This is a genomic window from Enterobacter sp. HSTU-ASh6 (genome assembly GCF_026319105.1).
Lineage (GTDB): Bacteria > Pseudomonadota > Gammaproteobacteria > Enterobacterales > Enterobacteriaceae > Enterobacter > Enterobacter sichuanensis.
Window position 1 is genome coordinate 1 of sequence record NZ_WSPD01000030.1, and the last position, 17,526, is coordinate 17,526.

At 57.0% G+C, this 17,526-nt stretch carries 16 protein-coding genes; 5 read left to right on the forward strand and 11 right to left on the reverse strand.

Annotated features, from left to right (window positions below; translation table 11 throughout):
- Positions 1–165 precede the first annotated feature (165 nt).
- On the reverse strand, positions 166–525 hold the full coding sequence (locus GM298_RS21950; protein WP_025758976.1) for a DUF2500 domain-containing protein: 360 nt from the start codon (positions 523–525) through the stop codon (positions 166–168).
- 129 nt (positions 526–654) lie between these two features.
- Here GM298_RS21950 and GM298_RS21955 point away from each other — a divergent pair, with 129 nt between their 5' ends.
- Positions 655–1,281 (forward strand): lysoplasmalogenase, encoded by a 627-nt coding sequence (locus GM298_RS21955; protein ID WP_025758977.1) that lies wholly within the window; start codon positions 655–657, stop codon positions 1,279–1,281.
- A 76-nt stretch (positions 1,282–1,357) separates the two neighbouring features.
- Entirely contained in the window at positions 1,358–3,529 is a 2,172-nt protein-coding gene (gene zntA, locus GM298_RS21960) for a Zn(II)/Cd(II)/Pb(II) translocating P-type ATPase ZntA (RefSeq protein ID WP_266155302.1), read from the forward strand.
- Between the two features lie 88 nt (positions 3,530–3,617).
- Here zntA and ubiA read toward each other — a convergent pair whose 3' ends face one another.
- The 5 genes from ubiA to malK form a co-directional block, all read right to left on the reverse strand.
- Positions 3,618–4,487 (reverse strand): 4-hydroxybenzoate octaprenyltransferase, encoded by an 870-nt coding sequence (gene ubiA / locus GM298_RS21965; protein ID WP_025758979.1) that lies wholly within the window; start codon positions 4,485–4,487, stop codon positions 3,618–3,620.
- A 12-nt stretch (positions 4,488–4,499) separates the two neighbouring features.
- Positions 4,500–4,997 (reverse strand): chorismate lyase, encoded by a 498-nt coding sequence (gene ubiC, locus GM298_RS21970; RefSeq protein WP_266155303.1) that lies wholly within the window; start codon positions 4,995–4,997, stop codon positions 4,500–4,502.
- A gap of 180 nt (positions 4,998–5,177) precedes the next feature.
- Positions 5,178–6,131, reverse strand: a complete 954-nt coding sequence (gene malM / locus GM298_RS21975) for a maltose operon protein MalM (protein ID WP_095450284.1) — start codon at positions 6,129–6,131, stop codon at positions 5,178–5,180.
- A 114-nt stretch (positions 6,132–6,245) separates the two neighbouring features.
- Positions 6,246–7,559 carry a maltoporin gene (locus tag GM298_RS21980; RefSeq protein WP_266155304.1) on the reverse strand — a complete coding sequence of 438 codons (1,314 nt, stop codon included), beginning with the start codon at positions 7,557–7,559 and terminating at the stop codon, positions 6,246–6,248.
- 71 nt (positions 7,560–7,630) lie between these two features.
- Positions 7,631–8,740, reverse strand: coding sequence for a maltose/maltodextrin ABC transporter ATP-binding protein MalK (gene malK / locus GM298_RS21985; RefSeq protein ID WP_008500080.1), 1,110 nt, complete (start codon positions 8,738–8,740; stop codon positions 7,631–7,633).
- Positions 8,741–9,110: 370 nt separating this feature from the next.
- Here malK and malE point away from each other — a divergent pair, with 370 nt between their 5' ends.
- The 3 genes from malE (at position 9,111) to malG (ending at position 12,871) form a co-directional block, all read left to right on the forward strand.
- Positions 9,111–10,301, forward strand: a complete 1,191-nt coding sequence (gene malE, locus GM298_RS21990; protein ID WP_032672582.1) for a maltose/maltodextrin ABC transporter substrate-binding protein MalE — start codon at positions 9,111–9,113, stop codon at positions 10,299–10,301.
- 120 nt (positions 10,302–10,421) lie between these two features.
- Entirely contained in the window at positions 10,422–11,966 is a 1,545-nt protein-coding gene (gene malF / locus GM298_RS21995; RefSeq protein ID WP_025758988.1) for a maltose ABC transporter permease MalF, read from the forward strand.
- Between the two features lie 14 nt (positions 11,967–11,980).
- On the forward strand, positions 11,981–12,871 hold the full coding sequence (gene malG, locus GM298_RS22000; protein WP_025758991.1) for a maltose ABC transporter permease MalG: 891 nt from the start codon (positions 11,981–11,983) through the stop codon (positions 12,869–12,871).
- A gap of 97 nt (positions 12,872–12,968) precedes the next feature.
- Here malG and psiE read toward each other — a convergent pair whose 3' ends face one another.
- The 5 genes from psiE to yjbE form a co-directional block, all read right to left on the reverse strand.
- Positions 12,969–13,379, reverse strand: coding sequence for a phosphate-starvation-inducible protein PsiE (psiE, locus tag GM298_RS22005; protein ID WP_021242727.1), 411 nt, complete (start codon positions 13,377–13,379; stop codon positions 12,969–12,971).
- 201 nt (positions 13,380–13,580) lie between these two features.
- Complete coding sequence (locus tag GM298_RS22010; RefSeq protein WP_025758993.1) at positions 13,581–15,677, reverse strand: YjbH domain-containing protein; 2,097 nt, start codon at positions 15,675–15,677, stop codon at positions 13,581–13,583.
- Complete coding sequence (locus tag GM298_RS22015; RefSeq protein ID WP_045286174.1) at positions 15,677–16,414, reverse strand: capsule biosynthesis GfcC D2 domain-containing protein; 738 nt, start codon at positions 16,412–16,414, stop codon at positions 15,677–15,679. The genes GM298_RS22010 and GM298_RS22015 overlap by 1 nt, the downstream gene beginning before the upstream one ends.
- Entirely contained in the window at positions 16,411–17,049 is a 639-nt protein-coding gene (locus GM298_RS22020; protein ID WP_025758995.1) for a YjbF family lipoprotein, read from the reverse strand. Before GM298_RS22020 ends, GM298_RS22015 begins: the two co-directional genes overlap by 4 nt.
- Before the next feature lie 118 nt (positions 17,050–17,167).
- Complete coding sequence (yjbE, locus tag GM298_RS22025; protein WP_008503423.1) at positions 17,168–17,410, reverse strand: exopolysaccharide production protein YjbE; 243 nt, start codon at positions 17,408–17,410, stop codon at positions 17,168–17,170.
- Positions 17,411–17,526: the final 116 nt, after the last annotated feature.

Sequence of the window (17,526 nt, forward strand, 5' to 3'; positions counted from 1 at the left end):
GCATCCCAGGGCATAAGCGACTCCATAAACGGGTTCTTATGCCTTAGTTGTAAGTGTCTACCATGTCCCCGAACAAGTGTTCACTATGTCCCCGGACCGTACACCCGGAGGGAGAGGGGACGATTACACCCTCTCCCTCTGGGAGAGGGCCGGGGTGAGGGAAAATTACAGCGCCGGTTTAAACCCCTCAAACCGCGACCCTTTATAACTCAGCGTCCCTTTCTCCCCCACCGTCAGTTGATGGTACTGCGGCGCCTCCAGGCGGAAGGTCATCTCCAGACCGCCCGTTTCCGGCTTAAAGCTCGCTTCATAGCGCATAGCGGTACCCGCCGGCGCGACCTGCTGTTGCCGCGAGCGGCGGTCGTTAAGGGGTTTCTCGCGTTTGTTGCTCACAATCACGCGCTTTTGCATCAGTGGCGCAGCGTCGTTATCCGCCTTTTCGCGGCGCTGTTGCACAAAACGGAACGACGCGGCAATAACGATAATCGCCACCACGATAATGAAAAACAGCGGCATCTTGCTCATTCAACCATCCCATAAGATTATGCGGAATTCAGGATACCCTGCCTTCCCCGCCATTGCCAAACGCCCGCCCGCGTCACTACACTGAATGAGAAACTGATTATTCAGCCTTAACAGATACAGGGAGTTAATATGCTTTGGTCATTTATCGCTGTCTGTTTTTCCGCATGGCTTTATGTCGATGCGTCGTACCGTGGACCCACCTGGCAGCGCTGGCTGTTTAAACCCGTCACACTGCTGCTGCTCCTGCTGCTTGCCTGGCAAGCACCGATGTTCAACGCCATAAGCTATCTGGTCCTCGCCGGACTGTGCGCCTCCCTGATTGGCGATGCCCTGACCCTGCTGCCGCGCCAGCGCCTGCTGTATGCCGTGGGGGCGTTCTTCCTGTCGCATCTGCTGTATACCATTTACTTCGCCAGCCAGATGACGCTCTCGTTCTTCTGGCCGCTGCCGCTGGTGCTGCTGGTGATTGGCGCCCTGCTGATTGCGGTGATCTGGTCGCGTCTGGAAGAGATGCGGTTGCCGATCTGCACGTTTATCGCCATGACGCTGGTGATGGTATGGCTGGCAGGTGAACTGTGGTTCTTCCGCCCAACGGCCCCGGCGATGTCCGCATTCTTCGGTGCGGCGCTGCTGTTGATCGGCAATATCGTCTGGCTGGGTAGCCACTATCGCCGCCGTTTCCGGGCAGATAACGCGATTGCCGCCGCCTGTTACTTTGCCGGGCACTTCCTGATTGTGCGTTCCCTGTATATCTAAATAACGCTTGACTCTGGAGTCGACTCCAGAGTGTATGCTGCGGTTAATGAGAAAATTATCATTGCCGGAGACTGCCATGTCGACTCCAGAAATACCTAAAAAAGTTCCTCAATTCTCGGCGCTTAAGCTCAGCCCGGTGCCGTCGAAAGACGACTGCTGCTGCGAAGGCGCGTGTGAAACGCAAACGCAGCCGCTGCCCGAAAGCGGAAACCGCTACAGCTGGATCGTCAACGGTATGGACTGCGCCGCCTGCGCCCGTAAAGTTGAAAACGCCGTGAAACAGGTTCCGGGCGTGAGTCACGTTCAGGTGCTGTTCGCCACCGAAAAACTGCTGATCAGCGCCGAAAAGGACGTCAGCAAACAGGTGGAAGCCGCGGTCAGCCAGGCCGGTTACAGCCTGCGTAGCGAAACCGCCCCCGCGGAAAAAACGTCATCCCTGCGCGAAAATCTGCCGCTTGTTACGCTCATCATTATGATGGCCCTGAGCTGGGGGCTGGAGCAGATCAACCACCCGTTTGGCAATCTGGCATTTATCGCCACCACCCTTGTCGGGCTGTTCCCGATTGCCCGTCAGGCATGGCGTCTGATGAGAAGCGGCAGCTGGTTTGCCATCGAAACGCTGATGAGCGTGGCCGCCATCGGCGCGCTGTTTATTGGTGCGACGGCAGAAGCGGCAATGGTGCTGCTGCTGTTCTTAATCGGTGAACGCCTTGAGGGCTGGGCTGCCAGCCGGGCGCGTAAAGGGGTCAGCGCGTTAATGGCCCTGAAACCGGAAACCGCCATCCGCGTGGTAAACGGTACGCGTGAAACGGTCGCCATCAGTACGCTCCGCCCGGGCGACGTGATAGACGTTGCCGCAGGGGGCCGTCTGCCTGCGGACGGTGAGTTGCTCACCACCACGGCAAGCTTCGACGAAAGTGCTCTCACCGGGGAGTCCATTCCGGTGGAACGCGCAATGGGCGAAAAAGTGCCTGCGGGCGCCACCAGCGTCGATCGTCTGGTGCAGCTTAAGGTTCTTTCCGAACCGGGCGACAGCGCCATAGACCGTATCCTGAAGCTGATTGAAGAGGCCGAAGAACGCCGCGCGCCTGTCGAACGCTTCATCGACCGCTTCAGCCGTATCTACACCCCCGCCATTATGCTGGTTGCCCTGCTGGTTACCGTCATTCCCCCGCTGTTCTTTGGCGCGCCGTGGGAGGGTTGGATTTATAAAGGGCTGACGCTGCTGCTGATCGGCTGCCCGTGCGCGCTGGTCATCTCCACCCCGGCGGCCATTACGTCCGGCCTGGCGGCGGCGGCACGTCGCGGCGCGTTGATTAAGGGCGGCGCGGCGCTGGAGCAGCTGAGCCAGGTTGAACAAATCGCCTTCGATAAAACCGGCACACTGACCGTCGGCAAGCCGCAGGTTACCGGCGTGTATCCGCAGGAAATCAGTGAAGATGAACTGCTGACACTGGCCGCCGCCGTTGAACAGGGTTCCACTCACCCGCTGGCGATGGCAATTGTGCGTGAAGCACAGTCGCGAGGATTAACTATCCCGGCGGCGACCGCGCAGCGAGCGCTGGTAGGGTCAGGGATTGAGGCCACCGTTGACGGTAAAAAGGTACTGATTGTCGCGGCTGGCAAGTCTGCTAATCCAGAGGTCGAGGCGTTAGAGAAAGCCGGGCAGACGGTTGTTGCCGTCATGCTGGACGGCGTCGTGAAAGGCATTCTGGCGCTGCGCGATACCCTGCGTGACGATGCCAGAGAGGCCGTGGCGGCGCTGCATCAGTTGGGCGTGCAGGGTGTGATTTTAACCGGGGACAACCCTCGCGCGGCGGCGGCCATTGCCGGTGAGCTGGGACTCGAGTTTAAAGCCGGCCTGCTGCCTGCGGATAAGGTCAGCGCGGTGACGGAGCTGAACGCACACGCACCGCTGGCGATGGTCGGCGACGGGATTAACGATGCGCCGGCGATGAAGGCATCCACCATTGGCATCGCCATGGGCAGCGGTACCGACGTGGCGCTGGAGACCGCTGACGCGGCGCTGACCCACAACCGCCTGACCGGGCTGGCCCAGATGATCGCGCTTGCGCGGGCGACGCGGGCCAACATCCGCCAGAACATCGGCATCGCGCTGGGGCTGAAAGGGATTTTCCTGGTCACCACGCTGCTGGGCATAACCGGATTATGGCTGGCGGTGCTGGCGGATACCGGGGCAACGGTGCTGGTGACGGCAAACGCGCTCCGGCTGTTGCGTCGCCGGTAAAAAAACGCCCGGTGGCGCTAACGCTTACCGGGCCTACATGTCCTGCCAGATCACAGGTCGGGTAAGGCGAAGCCGCCACCCGACTTTTTTATAAGAAATAGCTCATCGCCAGGCCTAAAAACAGCACCAGACCGACGTAGTTATTGTTCATAAACGCTTTAAAGCAGGCGTCACGTTCACGCTTCGCAATCAGCTTCTGCTGATAAGCAAACAGCAGCCCCGCCACCAGCACGGACCAGTAAAACGCCCAGTTCAGACCGTTGAGGCGACCGATCGCCACCATCAGCGCCAGCACGGCAACCTGCAGAATCCCGATGATCAGCTTGTCGTGACGGCCAAACAGAATGGCGGTGGATTTGATGCCAATTTTCAGATCGTCGTCGCGGTCAACCATCGCGTATTGGGTATCGTAAGCCACGGCCCAGAGAATGTTCGCCAGAAACATCAGCCAGCAGCTGAGCGGTAAGGACTCACTAACTGCCGCAAACGCCATCGGAATCGACCAGCCAAACGCCGCGCCCAGCACAACCTGCGGCAGATGGGTGTAGCGCTTCATAAACGGATAAACCCAGGCCAGTGCCAGCGCTGCCACGGAGAGCAGAATGGTCATGGTGTTCAGGGTTAACACCAGCAGGAAGGAGAGCAGCACCAGAACAACGAACAGCACGCGGGCCTCTTTCCCGGTCACCTGCCCACTGGGTAACGGACGCCCGGCAGTCCGTTTGACATGGCCGTCGAATTTACGGTCGGCATAGTCATTGACCACGCAGCCCGCCGCACGCATCAGCCAGACCCCGGCAACAAACACGCCAAGGATCCACAGCGGCGGCACGCCTGGCGTCGCCACCCACAGCGCCCATAAGGTCGGCCACAGCAACAGTAACGCGCCAATAGGTTTATCGGTACGCATTAAGCGGTGATAAGCCAACAGCTTATTCTGCGTCAGGCTCCACTCCATTTTTTCTTCCTCTTAGTACAACGGTGATGCCGGTAAAAAAAGCTCCGTCAGAATTAACGGTTTACCACTCAGGCGAAGGCGGGAACGACGCCCCCACAGTTCGGCATCACGACCAATTTCAATAAAATCCCGGGTAAGTTCAGACGAGGTGAAGAGGTAACGCCCCAGCGGCGTTTTCCCCAGACGCTGCAGCGCCAGCTCGGGCCCGGAAAGGGTGGACTCGGGTACTACCGTCCGTCCGGCAAGCCACGGTTCACCGTCAGCACAGAGTAAAATTTCACGCAGCCAGTAACGAGGCTCCTGCGGCAGCAGCGGCAGTTCGCTGGCGATCTCATCGCCAGAGACAAACCCTTCCTGAATCAGGTTCACCGTGACCGTTTTCCCCTGCTGCTCAAAACGTTTCGTCATGGAATCTTCCAGCAACAGCCAGTCAAGCTGCTGCGGATCAAGCGCAGGGATGTGGTCGAAATAGCGCAGCGCACGCAGTTGCGTTAGCGCGGGGTGTGACATGCCAGACTCTCCGATACATAACGTACTGGCATTGTATCGCAGAAACGCGGATTGAGGGGGGCCAAACGTTATTTAACGATCACGATCGCAACAAGGGCGCAACAACCTGGACGAGACGAAAAAAAGTGCGCCCACTCAGGCGCACTAAACTACTAACAAATCAGCACTGTGGGGAAACGGTTACCCCTTGCCTTTTACACTGCTGATAAAGGTGGAACGGGCAGTGGTTGAACCTAAACGTTCGGCTTCATCAAGCAGTTTCAGCGCTTTATCGACATCGCCGCGCTTCACCGCCTGCTTAATGGCGTTGTTGAAGTACTCTTCGGTGTCGTTCAGTACCGGCTCAGCTTTCTTCGCCGGGGCCGGCGCTGCGGTCGCTACCGGTGCGGCTGCCGTGGCAGCTGGCGCGGCATAGACAGGTGCAGCGGTATTCCCCACGGTCACCGGCCCTGGGCCAGAGGAGCCAAACAGTGGGCCAACGAGTACGCTGGAGGCGCTGTTGGTGGAGACTTTCAGTTTGATCAGGCCATCAGTGGTATGACGGGCAAGCGGGTCCGGAATATCCGGAACCGAGTTGCCGGTGCCTTTCGCATAGGCTTTCGCCGGGTCAACCAGCTTTGTGGTCTGCTGCAAATCTTTCTCGGTGGTGAAGACCAGCACGTAAATTTTTTGCTGTCCCAGGGCTGGCGTCAGGCGCATCACGCCTTGCAGGCGGTCTGCACTCATCACGCCAGGCTCCTGATAGCTAAAGTAGCTGCTCGGGAAGAAAGCAGAAGGCGTCAGGTTTTGGTCCAGAATCAGCACGTTCGGCGCAAATACGCTGGTCTGTTTGTCCACCTCACTGGTTAACGTCAGGGTCAGTTCACCAATATTGGCTGGCACGCTGTAGGCGGCAACCGGCCCGGTGATCCCCGGCACGTTCAGCTGTTGTCCGCCTGTAGAAAGCTGGGTGGATTGCGTTTTGGATTGATCAACCGGTGTCCAGGTCAGTTGCTGGAGCGCCGCCGCCGGGATAGATGGCGCAGCGCTGGTATTTTGTGGCACGAAATTCACATCTGCCAGGGAGACCGCCGGAACACAGGCCATCAGCCCCGCAGAGAGGCACAGCGCGACGAGACTTTTCTTCATTTTCATTGTTATTACCTCTGATAGCGTGAGCACTGCGGTGGCCAGGCAATAGCGCGCAGCACCCTAAGGATAGAGGGGCTTTCACCCCTCTTTTTAGGTCATTACGTCAGGTCTAACGAATTACCACCAGATTTCCATCTGGGCGCCGAAGGTCCACTCATCGTCGTCGCCACGGCTGAAGGTTTTCGCGGAAGTATCGCTGTACGCTACACCAGGGGTGTAGGCTGCACCGGAATCGTTGTTCGCATAACCCCATTTCTCATCCCACTTCGCGTAGGTTGCGAAGACACGGATAGCCGGACGAGACCAGATGCTGTCGCCTGCCTGCCATTGCTGTGCCAGGGTGATTTTGTACTGGCTGTTTTTGTCGTCAGTTTTCTGAGATTTGACGTTGTCGTAGCCCACTTCCAGCAAGGTGCTCATGATCGGCGTCCATTTGAACATTGGACGAACACCCACGGTCCACCACTCGGTACCGTTGTTGTTATCACGATCGATGTTCTGGTACATACCGACGTACATCAGGTCCCAACGGTCTGCCAGGGTGATTGCACCGTGGTCCAGCACACGCCACATGGAGCCATCGTTATCAACGCTACCGCCCTGTGGAATACCTTTGCCGTTAGAGGTCATGGAATCCGTACCGTACTGCAGTACGAACTTGTTGAAGCCCTTCATCATGCTCTGGGTATGTTCAGCAGTGAACAGCCAGCCATCTTTAGAGGCGCCAGGCTGCAGGTAGTAATCGTCTGGAATGTTGGTGTGACCGTAGTCAACACCCAGTTCCAGCGTACCGCCCGGGTTGGTTTCCAGACCAGCTAAACGGACGTCGAAGACATCGTTTGGCACGATACGATCATAGGTACGGTCGCCGTTAATATCGCGATCGGCGAAGGTGCCGGAACCGCCCGCTTCAGAAGAACGGGTGGCGGCCAGGGAGAGCTTGCCGAAGCCCAGGTCGATGTTTTCGATACCCGCACCAGGACCAGAAATATCCCAGTAGTAGAAGTCGATCATATGAACGTCATGACGCTGATAGAAGCGCTTACCGGCCCAGATGGTGGAGCCTGGCAGCCACTCAATCAGGTTTTTACCCTGCACGTTAGCTTCACGGAAGGCCGGGCTGGTGGCTTCCCAGTCATTCTGCTGAGAAACGGAATACGCGACGTTGGTGTCGAAGTAGAAGCTCTTATCGCCCTCTTTCCACACTTCCTGGCCCAGTTTCAGCTCGGCGTAGGTCTCACATTCGTTACCGAGACGGTATTTACTTTGAGCACCTGTTGCCTGGAAGCACTGCTGTTCACCGCCACTCCCGGTCCAGCCAATGCCGGAACGAGCATAACCTTTAAAGTCCACGGCGCCTGCCTGGGCAGACAGGATGCCTGCCGCAACGGCGATTGCCAGAGGGACTTGTTTGCGCAGAGTAATCATCATTCTATCTCCTGAGATCATTGCTTTTCTTTGAACACTTCACCTGTCGGTTTCGTGTCTTCTTTTGGGATTGCTTAAACGCCTGGCTCTTTATGCAACCGACGACATGCAGTGCCATCCTCACGGAACAGATGGCAACGCTCTGGCGGCAAGCCGATAGCGAATGTGGCACCCTCTTCTACCAACACCACGTCGTTCTGGCGGTAGACCAGGTTCTGACGGATGGCGGGGATCTGGATATGAATCTGTGTTTCGTGACCAAGCTGTTCGACGACCTGAACCTCACCTTCCAGCGTCACATCGGCGATGTGGCTCGGCAGTAAATGCTCAGGACGAATACCGAGGGACATGTTTGCCCCCACCTGTACGTTGGCGCTGTCGACCGGCAGCCACACCTGCTGGCGGTTTGGCAGCTCCACCTGTACCTGTTCAATGGCTGTCGCGGTCACTTTAACGGGCAGGAAGTTCATCTTTGGCGAGCCAATAAAGCCCGCAACAAAGCGGTCTGCCGGGTAGTGATAGAGCTCCAGCGGTTTGCCCACCTGCGCCACGCGACCGGCATCCAGCACCACAATTTTGTCCGCCAGAGTCATCGCTTCGACCTGATCGTGGGTGACGTAAATCATCGTGCGGCCAAGACGTTTATGCAGACGGGAGATTTCGATACGCATCTGGACGCGCAGGGCGGCATCCAGGTTGGAAAGCGGTTCATCGAGCAGAAACACGCGCGGTTCGGCGACAAGGGTACGGCCAATCGCCACACGCTGACGTTGACCGCCGGAAAGCGCTTTCGGTTTACGCTCCAGCAGGTGCGCCAGCTGTAACACTTCCGCCACCTGGGTGACGCGCTGGTTAATGACCTCTTTCTTCGCGCCGGCCAGCTTCAGACCGAAGGACATGTTCTCGGCCACGGAAAGATGGGGATAGAGTGCATAAGACTGGAACACCATCCCGACGCCACGTTCGGCGGGTGGGATGTCGTTCATTCGGGTATCACCGATCAGCAAGTCGCCGCTGGTGATGGTTTCAAGACCGGCAATCATACGCAGCAGAGTTGATTTACCGCAGCCTGATGGGCCGACAAATACCACGAATTCACCTTCGTGGATGTCCAGATTGATGTCTTTCGACACCACAACATCGCCCCAGGCTTTCGTTACATTACGCAGCTGTACGCTCGCCATGCCCTTCTCCCTTCGTTACAACCTGTCACCGACAGAAACATTCAAGATAAGTTCACTATGGGGTATCCATTACTTTCCTGAATCCTCCACCCCCCGGCTTTTTTATGGGGGAGGAGGCGGGAGGATGAGAGAGCAGGCTCTGCGACCGTCGCTGGCGGGGTGAGGCGAAATTCGTGAAGCGGCCTGCAAAATTCAGTGTGTTTTTATGTGCGCCAGCACTCATAACTTAAATTTATGCAACAGAGATCACACAAACGGGGGGTGGGGCGTAGGGGTTGGGAGGATGGAAAGAGGATGTCAAATAAGGAGACTGAGTCACGTTGAACCACTGAAGTCATACCACGAGACATCACCAAAAAGGATGGCAGATATGAATATCAAGACTGGCGCACGCGTTTTCGCATTGTCCGCCCTCGCAGCAATGATGGTTTCCGCACCGGCGCTCGCCAAAATTGAAGAAGGCAAGCTGGTTATCTGGATTAACGGCGACAAAGGCTATAACGGCCTGGCCGAAGTGGGTAAAAAATTCGAGAAAGACACCGGTATCAAAGTCACCGTAGAGCACCCGGACAAACTGGAAGAGAAATTCCCGCAGGTTGCGGCAACGGGTGACGGTCCGGACATTATCTTCTGGGCACATGACCGCTTCGGTGGCTACGCACAGTCTGGTCTGCTGGCTGAAGTCACCCCGGACAAAGCCTTCCAGGACAAGCTGTTCCCGTTCACCTGGGACGCCGTTCGCTATAACGGCAAACTGATCGCTTACCCGGTTGCGGTAGAAGCCCTGTCTCTGATTTACAACAAAGACCTTGTACCTAACCCGCCGAAAACCTGGGAAGAGATCCCGAAACTGGATAAAGAGCTGAAAGCGAAAGGCAAGAGCGCGCTGATGTTCAACCTGCAGGAGCCGTACTTCACCTGGCCGCTGATTGCAGCCGACGGCGGCTACGCGTTCAAGTTTGAAAACGGCAAATATGACGTGAAAGACGTGGGCGTAGACAGCGCTGGCGCGAAAGCAGGCCTGACCTTCCTGGTTGACCTCATCAAGAACAAACACATGAACGCGGATACTGACTACTCCATCGCAGAAGCGGCGTTCAACAAAGGCGAAACCGCGATGACCATCAACGGTCCGTGGGCCTGGAGCAACATCGACAAGAGCAAAATCAACTACGGCGTGACGCTGCTGCCAACCTTCAAAGGCAAACCGTCTAAACCGTTCGTTGGCGTGCTGAGCGCCGGTATCAACGCGGCCAGCCCGAACAAAGAGCTGGCGAAAGAGTTCCTGGAAAACTACCTGCTGACCGATCAGGGTCTGGATGAAGTGAACAAGGACAAACCGCTGGGTGCTGTTGCGCTGAAATCCTTCCAGGATCAGCTGGCGAAAGATCCTCGTATCGCCGCCACCATGGATAACGCCCAGAAAGGCGAAATCATGCCGAACATCCCACAGATGGCCGCGTTCTGGTACGCCACTCGTACTGCCGTCATCAACGCCGCAAGCGGTCGTCAGACTGTCGATGCCGCGCTGAAAGATGCACAGGGTCGTATTACCAAGTAAGCAGAAAAACGGCGGGTGGCGCTTGCGCTTACCCGCCCTACGACTACGGCACGATCCGTAGGTCAGGTAAGCGCAGCGCCACCTGACGATAAGTTTTCACCGTTGTAGAGGAAAAACCCCATGGATGTCATTAAAAAGAAACGCTGGTGGCAAAGCGACGCGCTGAAATGGTCAGCGATCGGTCTGCTGAGTCTGCTGGTGGGTTACCTTGTTGTTTTAATGTACGTACAAGGGGAATATCTGTTTGCCATCATGACGCTGATTTTAAGCTCTGCTGGCCTGTATATTTTCGCCAACCGTAAAACCTATGCCTGGCGTTATGTCTATCCGGGCGTGGCCGGGATGGGGCTGTTTGTCCTTTTCCCGCTGATTTGTACTATCGCCATTGCGTTTACCAACTACAGCAGCACCAACCAGCTTGCGCAGGAACGCGCGCAGCAGGTCCTGCTGGACCGCTCTTATCAGGCCGGCAAGACCTTTAACTTCGGTCTGTATCCTGCCGGTAAAGAGTGGAAGTTAGCGCTCACTGACGAAGCTAGCGGCAAATACTATGTCTCCGACGCCTTCACGTTCGGCGCCGAGCAGAAGCTGGCCTTAAAAGAGGCTGCCGCCCTGCCGGAAGGTGAACGTGCCAACCTGCGCGTCATTACCCAGAACCGTCAGGCGCTGACCCAGCTCACTGCCGTGTTGCCAGACGAAAGCAAAGTGACGATGAGCTCGCTGCGCCAGTTCTCCGGCACACAGCCGCTCTATACCCTGGCGGATGACGGCACGCTTACCAACAACCAGAGCGGCGTGAAATATCGTCCGAACAACGACATTGGTTTCTATCAGTCCATTACCGCCGACGGCAAATGGGGTGATGACAAACTCAGCCCGGGTTATACCGTCACCATCGGCTGGGACAACTTTACCCGCGTGTTCACCGACGAAGGTATTCAGAAACCGTTCTTCGCCATCTTTGTCTGGACAGTCGTCTTCTCGGTGCTGACCGTGCTGCTGACCGTGGCCGTGGGCATGGTGCTGGCCTGCCTGGTTCAGTGGGAGTCCCTGAAAGGGAAAGCGATTTACCGCGTGCTGTTGATCCTGCCCTATGCCGTACCGTCGTTCATCTCAATTCTGATTTTCAAAGGGCTGTTTAACCAGAGCTTCGGTGAAATCAACATGATGTTGAGCGCGCTGTTTGGCATCAAACCAGCCTGGTTCAGCGACCCGACCACCGCCCGCGCGATGATTATCATTGTGAACACCTGGCTGGGCTATCCGTACATGATGATCCTGTGCATGGGTCTGCTGAAGGCCATCCCGGACGACCTGTATGAAGCCTCAGCGATGGATGGCGCAGGCCCGTTCCAGAACTTCTTTAAGATTACGCTGCCGCTGCTCATTAAACCGCTGACGCCGCTGATGATCGCCAGCTTCGCCTTTAACTTTAACAACTTCGTGCTGATTCAGCTGTTGACCAACGGTGGTCCGGACCGTCTTGGCACCACCACGCCGGCAGGCTATACCGACCTGCTCGTGAGCTACACCTACCGTATCGCTTTCGAAGGCGGCGGCGGACAGGACTTCGGTCTGGCGGCAGCGATTGCCACCCTGATCTTCCTGCTGGTTGGCGCACTGGCGATTGTGAATCTGAAAGCCACACGTATGAAATTTGACTAAGGAGGGCAACGATCATGGCTATGGTACAACCCAAATCTCAAAAACTGCGCCTCCTCGTGACGCACTTAGGTCTGCTGATTTTTATCGCGGCGATCATGTTCCCACTGCTGATGGTTATCGCCATCTCCCTGCGTTCGGGTAACTTCGCCACCGGGAGCCTGATCCCGGACGAAATCTCCTGGGAGCACTGGAAGCTCGCGTTGGGCTTCAGCGTGGAACACGCGGATGGCCGCGTCACGCCGCCGCCGTTCCCGGTCCTGCTGTGGCTGTGGAACTCGGTGAAAATCGCAGGTATTACCGCGGTTGGTATCGTGGCGCTTTCCACCACCTGCGCTTACGCCTTCGCGCGTATGCGTTTCCCGGGCAAAGCGACGCTGCTGAAAGGGATGCTGATTTTCCAGATGTTCCCGGCAGTGCTCTCCCTGGTGGCGCTGTATGCCCTGTTTGACCGCCTGGGCCAGTATGTGCCGTTTATCGGTCTCAACACCCACGGCGGCGTAATCTTCGCTTATCTGGGCGGTATCGCACTGCATGTGTGGACCATTAAAGGCTATTTCGAAACCATCGACGGTTCGCTGGAAGAAGCAGCCGCGCTGGATGGCGCAACCCCATGGCAGGCGTTCCGTCTGGTGCTGCTGCCGCTCTCGGTGCCAATCCTGGCGGTGGTGTTTATCCTGTCGTTTATTGCCGCCATCACCGAAGTGCCTGTCGCGTCGCTGTTGCTGCGCGATGTTAACAGCTACACCCTGGCCGTAGGGATGCAGCAATACCTCAACCCGCAAAACTACCTGTGGGGTGACTTTGCCGCAGCGGCCGTACTCTCTGCCATCCCGATTACCGTGGTGTTCCTGCTGGCGCAGCGCTGGCTGGTCAACGGCCTGACGGCGGGCGGTGTGAAAGGTTAAGTTTCATTTTGTTATGCCACTGCAACCCTCAACTTTAGACGTATTGTATTGACCCAACTTGTGACTGTTGTTAGGCGCTCTTCGGAGCGCCATTTTTTTATTCTCGCTTAAGCCGCTTTGAATTACACAGCCAGAGGGTGATCACCAGCAGCAGGATCGCCGCCGAGTAGATCAGCACATCGAGGGGAGATTTATGATCGACGATGATCAGCCGCACTATCGCGGTGATCCCAATGTAGACAAAATAGCGTAGCGGGAAGTGAAAGCCTGACTGAAAATACTTCACAATCAGGGCGATAAATTCAAAGTAGAGAAAGTAGACCACCAGTCCTTCCACCAGCGCATATTTGCTGGTTTGCTCGGGGGCGAACAGCACATCCGCCAGATGCACCGTCTCTTTACCCAAAAAGACGACCAGTATCAGGCCAAGGCTCAGCAGACCGAGGTTCAGCACGGTCTGGAGAACAGTTGAGATAAACTCAACGCGCGGGCGAGTCAGGGATGTCATACAGCACCTCATTCTCCAGGGCGAGGTTCCTGTATAACGCAAAAATGTGACGTGGATCTATATTTTTTGTTTATATTTGATTCAACGGAGAGGATTCCCCTCACCCCGGACCGTACACCCCAAAGGGGCGAAGGGGAAAAGGAGGCTCCGAGCGATCCCCTCTCCCCTTTGGGGAGAGGGTTAGGGTGAGGGGAACAGGCATCAGCGGAAGTTAATATTCTTATCGCTCGTCATGTCGTACAGCTGGAACTTACGACCCAGCTGCTGACCGCCGTCACGCGTCAGCGGCGTCCAGCCAATGGCCGCGCGGCTGCGGGTTGGGCCTGACGAGAAGAGATCCAGCGGAATTGACACATACACCCCTTTGGTGAAGTCCCCTTCCCCGTATTCGTCCGGCGAGACGTTGGTGATGGTGGCGTAACCGCCCACGACCACGCCGCTGTCGAAGTGTTTAGAGATATCCAGCGTGCCGCCCTTATCGCCCGCCAGGTACTGACCGACGCTGGCTTTTACCAGCACATCAGGCGCAAACGACGGCGTCCAGTAGGCGGTCAGATGGCCCGTTTTGACGCTGTAGTCGGTGAACTTCATCATGTCCTGCGCGCTGCGCCAGTCACGCTGCTTGACGTAGTTGGCATCAATACCAAATGCCCAGTTGCTGTCCACCGGACGATACAGCACTTCCGCCCCCGCGCCGCCGTACATGGTTTCCAGGTACCCCCCGTAAACCTGGCCGTAGAAGCCGTTGCCAAAGTACTGGAAGTAGTTGGCCTGCAGGTTGTTCACGTAGGCATCGTTCTGCACATATTCACGCACGCGGGTACGCACGCGCGGCAGCGTCGAGTCTTTTGGCGGGTTGGTGTAGTTGAACTTGTCGTAGTTGTTGGCGATGTTGCCAAACAGGCTGCCGGTGGTCAGCAGGTGGTCGGTGAGCCACAGATCCGCCGTCGCCATGACCCCGAGCTGATACATGTAGAAGTTTTCCGGCCCGCCGACGGACTGGTTCAGCACCGGATCGATATGGAAATCAAAGCGCGATTTATCGATATACCAGCCCTGTTCGGTAGTGTCCGGCACGATCGGCTCAATGCGTTTTTGCACCAGTTCGGTTTCATGCCCCAGCGGTTCGCCTTCCAGATGGCGCTTGAGGCTGGCGACGTCCGTTTCCGTTGTCACCTGCGGCAGGTTGAGACGGTTCTCCGTCACGCGGATCGTACGGATCCCGTCCGGCAGATCGTTCATGATGATCCGGTTGGCGCGCTCGATCCCTTCCCGCGAGTCGCGATATTTCACCTGCTCACCGGTGACGTACAGCGTATCCCCTTTGACCTGAATTTTCGGATCGGCGAGGCCTGCGTTGTATTTCAGCAACGTCAGCTGGTTTGCCACCACGGAGTGCTGCAGGATCGCATCCTGCGGCTCCGGCTGGTATGCAGGCCGCGCGTTGTCATTGTAGTGCGGACGCATGTCGTTAAAGTTGGTGCGCAGCGTGAAGCCAAACATCACCGTATTGCCACGCTCGTAGCTGAGGTTAACGTCAGCCCAGTCAGTGACGCGATAAATGGCGCCGACGTTAAACTTGCTCTTCTGCTCAATCTTCCCGGCGAAATCCTGCGAGTAGTTATTACCTTCGTACTCCAGCTTCAGGCGCAGCGGCTGCCAGGGGGTCTGATATTCCACACCGCCAAACAGCGATGCCGGGCCGTGGAACATCTGGTCGCCATTGATGGATCCCGCTTTCTGATAGCTGTTATCGCGGTAGCAGTATTTATCGCTGTAGGAGCAGAACGGGTTGGTCACGTTACCGCTGGTGCCCAGATAGCCCCATCCCAGGCCGAGAGAGAAGTCGAACGGTCCCCAGGCTTTGCTGGCGACGACGTATTCCGCATCAAACAGACCGGTACCGCCGATATCACGCGCGCCAACGGAGACCTGCGGCATCCAGTAGCTCTCTTCCCACAGACGCAGTTTGACGTCGAAGGCTTTATCTTTGTAGGTCTGATCGCCAGAGAAGGACTCAACGCTGCTGTATTTTTTGGTGCGCACGTCGGTGTAGCGCAGCGTGGTTTCAAGCCACGGGAACAGCTGCACAGACGCCGAGTAGTAGCGATACTGGTCGTTATCGCGGTAGTTAAGGCTCAATTCACCTTCACGCGCCATTCGCGCGGTGGGAGTCTGCATTAAACCGACGCCACCGAAGTCTGACTGAGACGGGCCAATGGGTGCCGGATACGTTTCTGCGTGGCAGGCGGCGCTCACGCAAAGCGCCAGCATGCTGTAGAGATAGGTTCTTTTCATTATTCCGGTATCCGCTGAATCAGGGAGTGAAGGATATCGGCGTTAAGCCCGTCATAGGCCTTCGTCCAGAAATGGTCGGCAAAACCGACAAAAATCACGCTGCCAGGCGCAGGTTCGATATGGCGCTTGTTCCAGTAAGCAACCGGGGCTTTTTGCGTGTGCCCGTCCGGGTAAACCACCCAGGCGTAGCTGTTGTCCGCTCCGCTCAGCAGGCTTTGCTCGTCAAGATAGCTCGCCACATCGCGACCCGGCGTAAAAGGCTTGTTACCCGGGCTGCTGATCAGTCCGAAGACGGTAATGGTGGCAGGCTGTGCCGGTAGCCAGAGGGTGTAATCGCCTTCCAGCGCCGGGTTGCCGTTCTCCGACACCCGCACGTCATCCGGATCGAGATTGACCTGCAGCCGTCCTGTTATTTTCAGAGCCTGAAGCTGCTGGCGAACGCTGTTAATCGCCGCGGCGTCATCGCCGTCTTCCTGCTCCGCTAACCCCGTAAGCCTGGCGAGAAGCGCCTTGTGCTGTTGTTCCGCTTCAGCAGTCTTCTGGCGTTCAGCGATGACCGCACCCGGCCACCAGCTGTTTGCCAGGCGTGGCTGGCCGACGAGATCGATAAGATGACCGGCATTGGTCAATGTTTTAGGCTGCGTGCTCTCCGGGGTATAGACCTTCACCGTCCCGGCAGACCATGCGAGCGGTGTGGCAAAGCTTGCGATCAGCGCAACGCGAATAAGTGTTTTCATGATTTCGCGGCCTTGATCAGCGTGGTTTTGACCGGGAAGAATCCGGCGCCGAGATACTGCAGGGACTGGCGGATCTGCCCGTCATCGTCGATCCAGAAACGGTTATGCCAGGTGGCCTGATCGGTGACGACCTCTTCATCCAGCACGCGGACACGGGTTTCATCGCTACCCACGCTGACGCTGTCCGTGCCGTTCCAGCGGAAGGTCGAACGCGCCGTGGCGTAACGCACCTGCTTATGTTCGGTCCAGCCCATCGTACGCGTCCAGCTTGCGCCGTCGGTAATCTGGTTCGGTTTGATCAGCGGGTCGGCCGCGAGGTTATTGACCTCAAGCAGGTTATCGCCGCCCAACAGGGTTTTTACGATACGACCGTGCTGTGTCACGATGGTGGCCTGATCCTGCGTCACCCATTTCTGCTGCCCGTTTTCATCGAAAGCGAGCACCACAAACAGTTGCGGGCCATCGTTAAGCTGCATGTACTGGCTGGCATACGGCATGTTTTGCAGTTCGTCATCGGTCAGATGCACGCCCGGTGTGCCGAACATGCTCTCCCACAGTGAGTTTCCCAGCCCTTTGGTGGTGGCCGAGCACGCCTGCAACAGCAGGCAAATCAGGATGATCCCAGGTCGCTTCACGACTCTTCTCCGCATTATTGCCGGGTGGCGCTGCTCGTACCCGGCCTACAGGTCCCGAAGGCTACTGAAAAGCCAGAATAACCACACCGAAGTGTGGTTATGATTAAAACACCCGCTATTACTGGGTGCTGGTTGTCGTGGTGGTCGTGGTTCCGGTATTGGAGCCATCACCGCCACCGGTTGCCGCCAGCGCGACACCCACGGCTGAACTTACGGTGCTGGCGCTGGCCGCGGTAGAACTTCCCGCAGACGCAGACGTCGCAGCCGAACCTGCCGCTTCCCCGACCTGAACCGGAGCTGCATAAACAGATGTCGCCGCAAGCGCAGATATGGCAAAAATGCCATACAGTACTTTCTTCATAAGAATTTCCCTTCATTGAATGAATGGAGATTTGCCCAAAAAGAATTTCAGGCGGATTCGAGTATACACAACTCCCGCCGTGGGTTTGCCGTCCGGGGAAATAGGAAAGGGGTTTT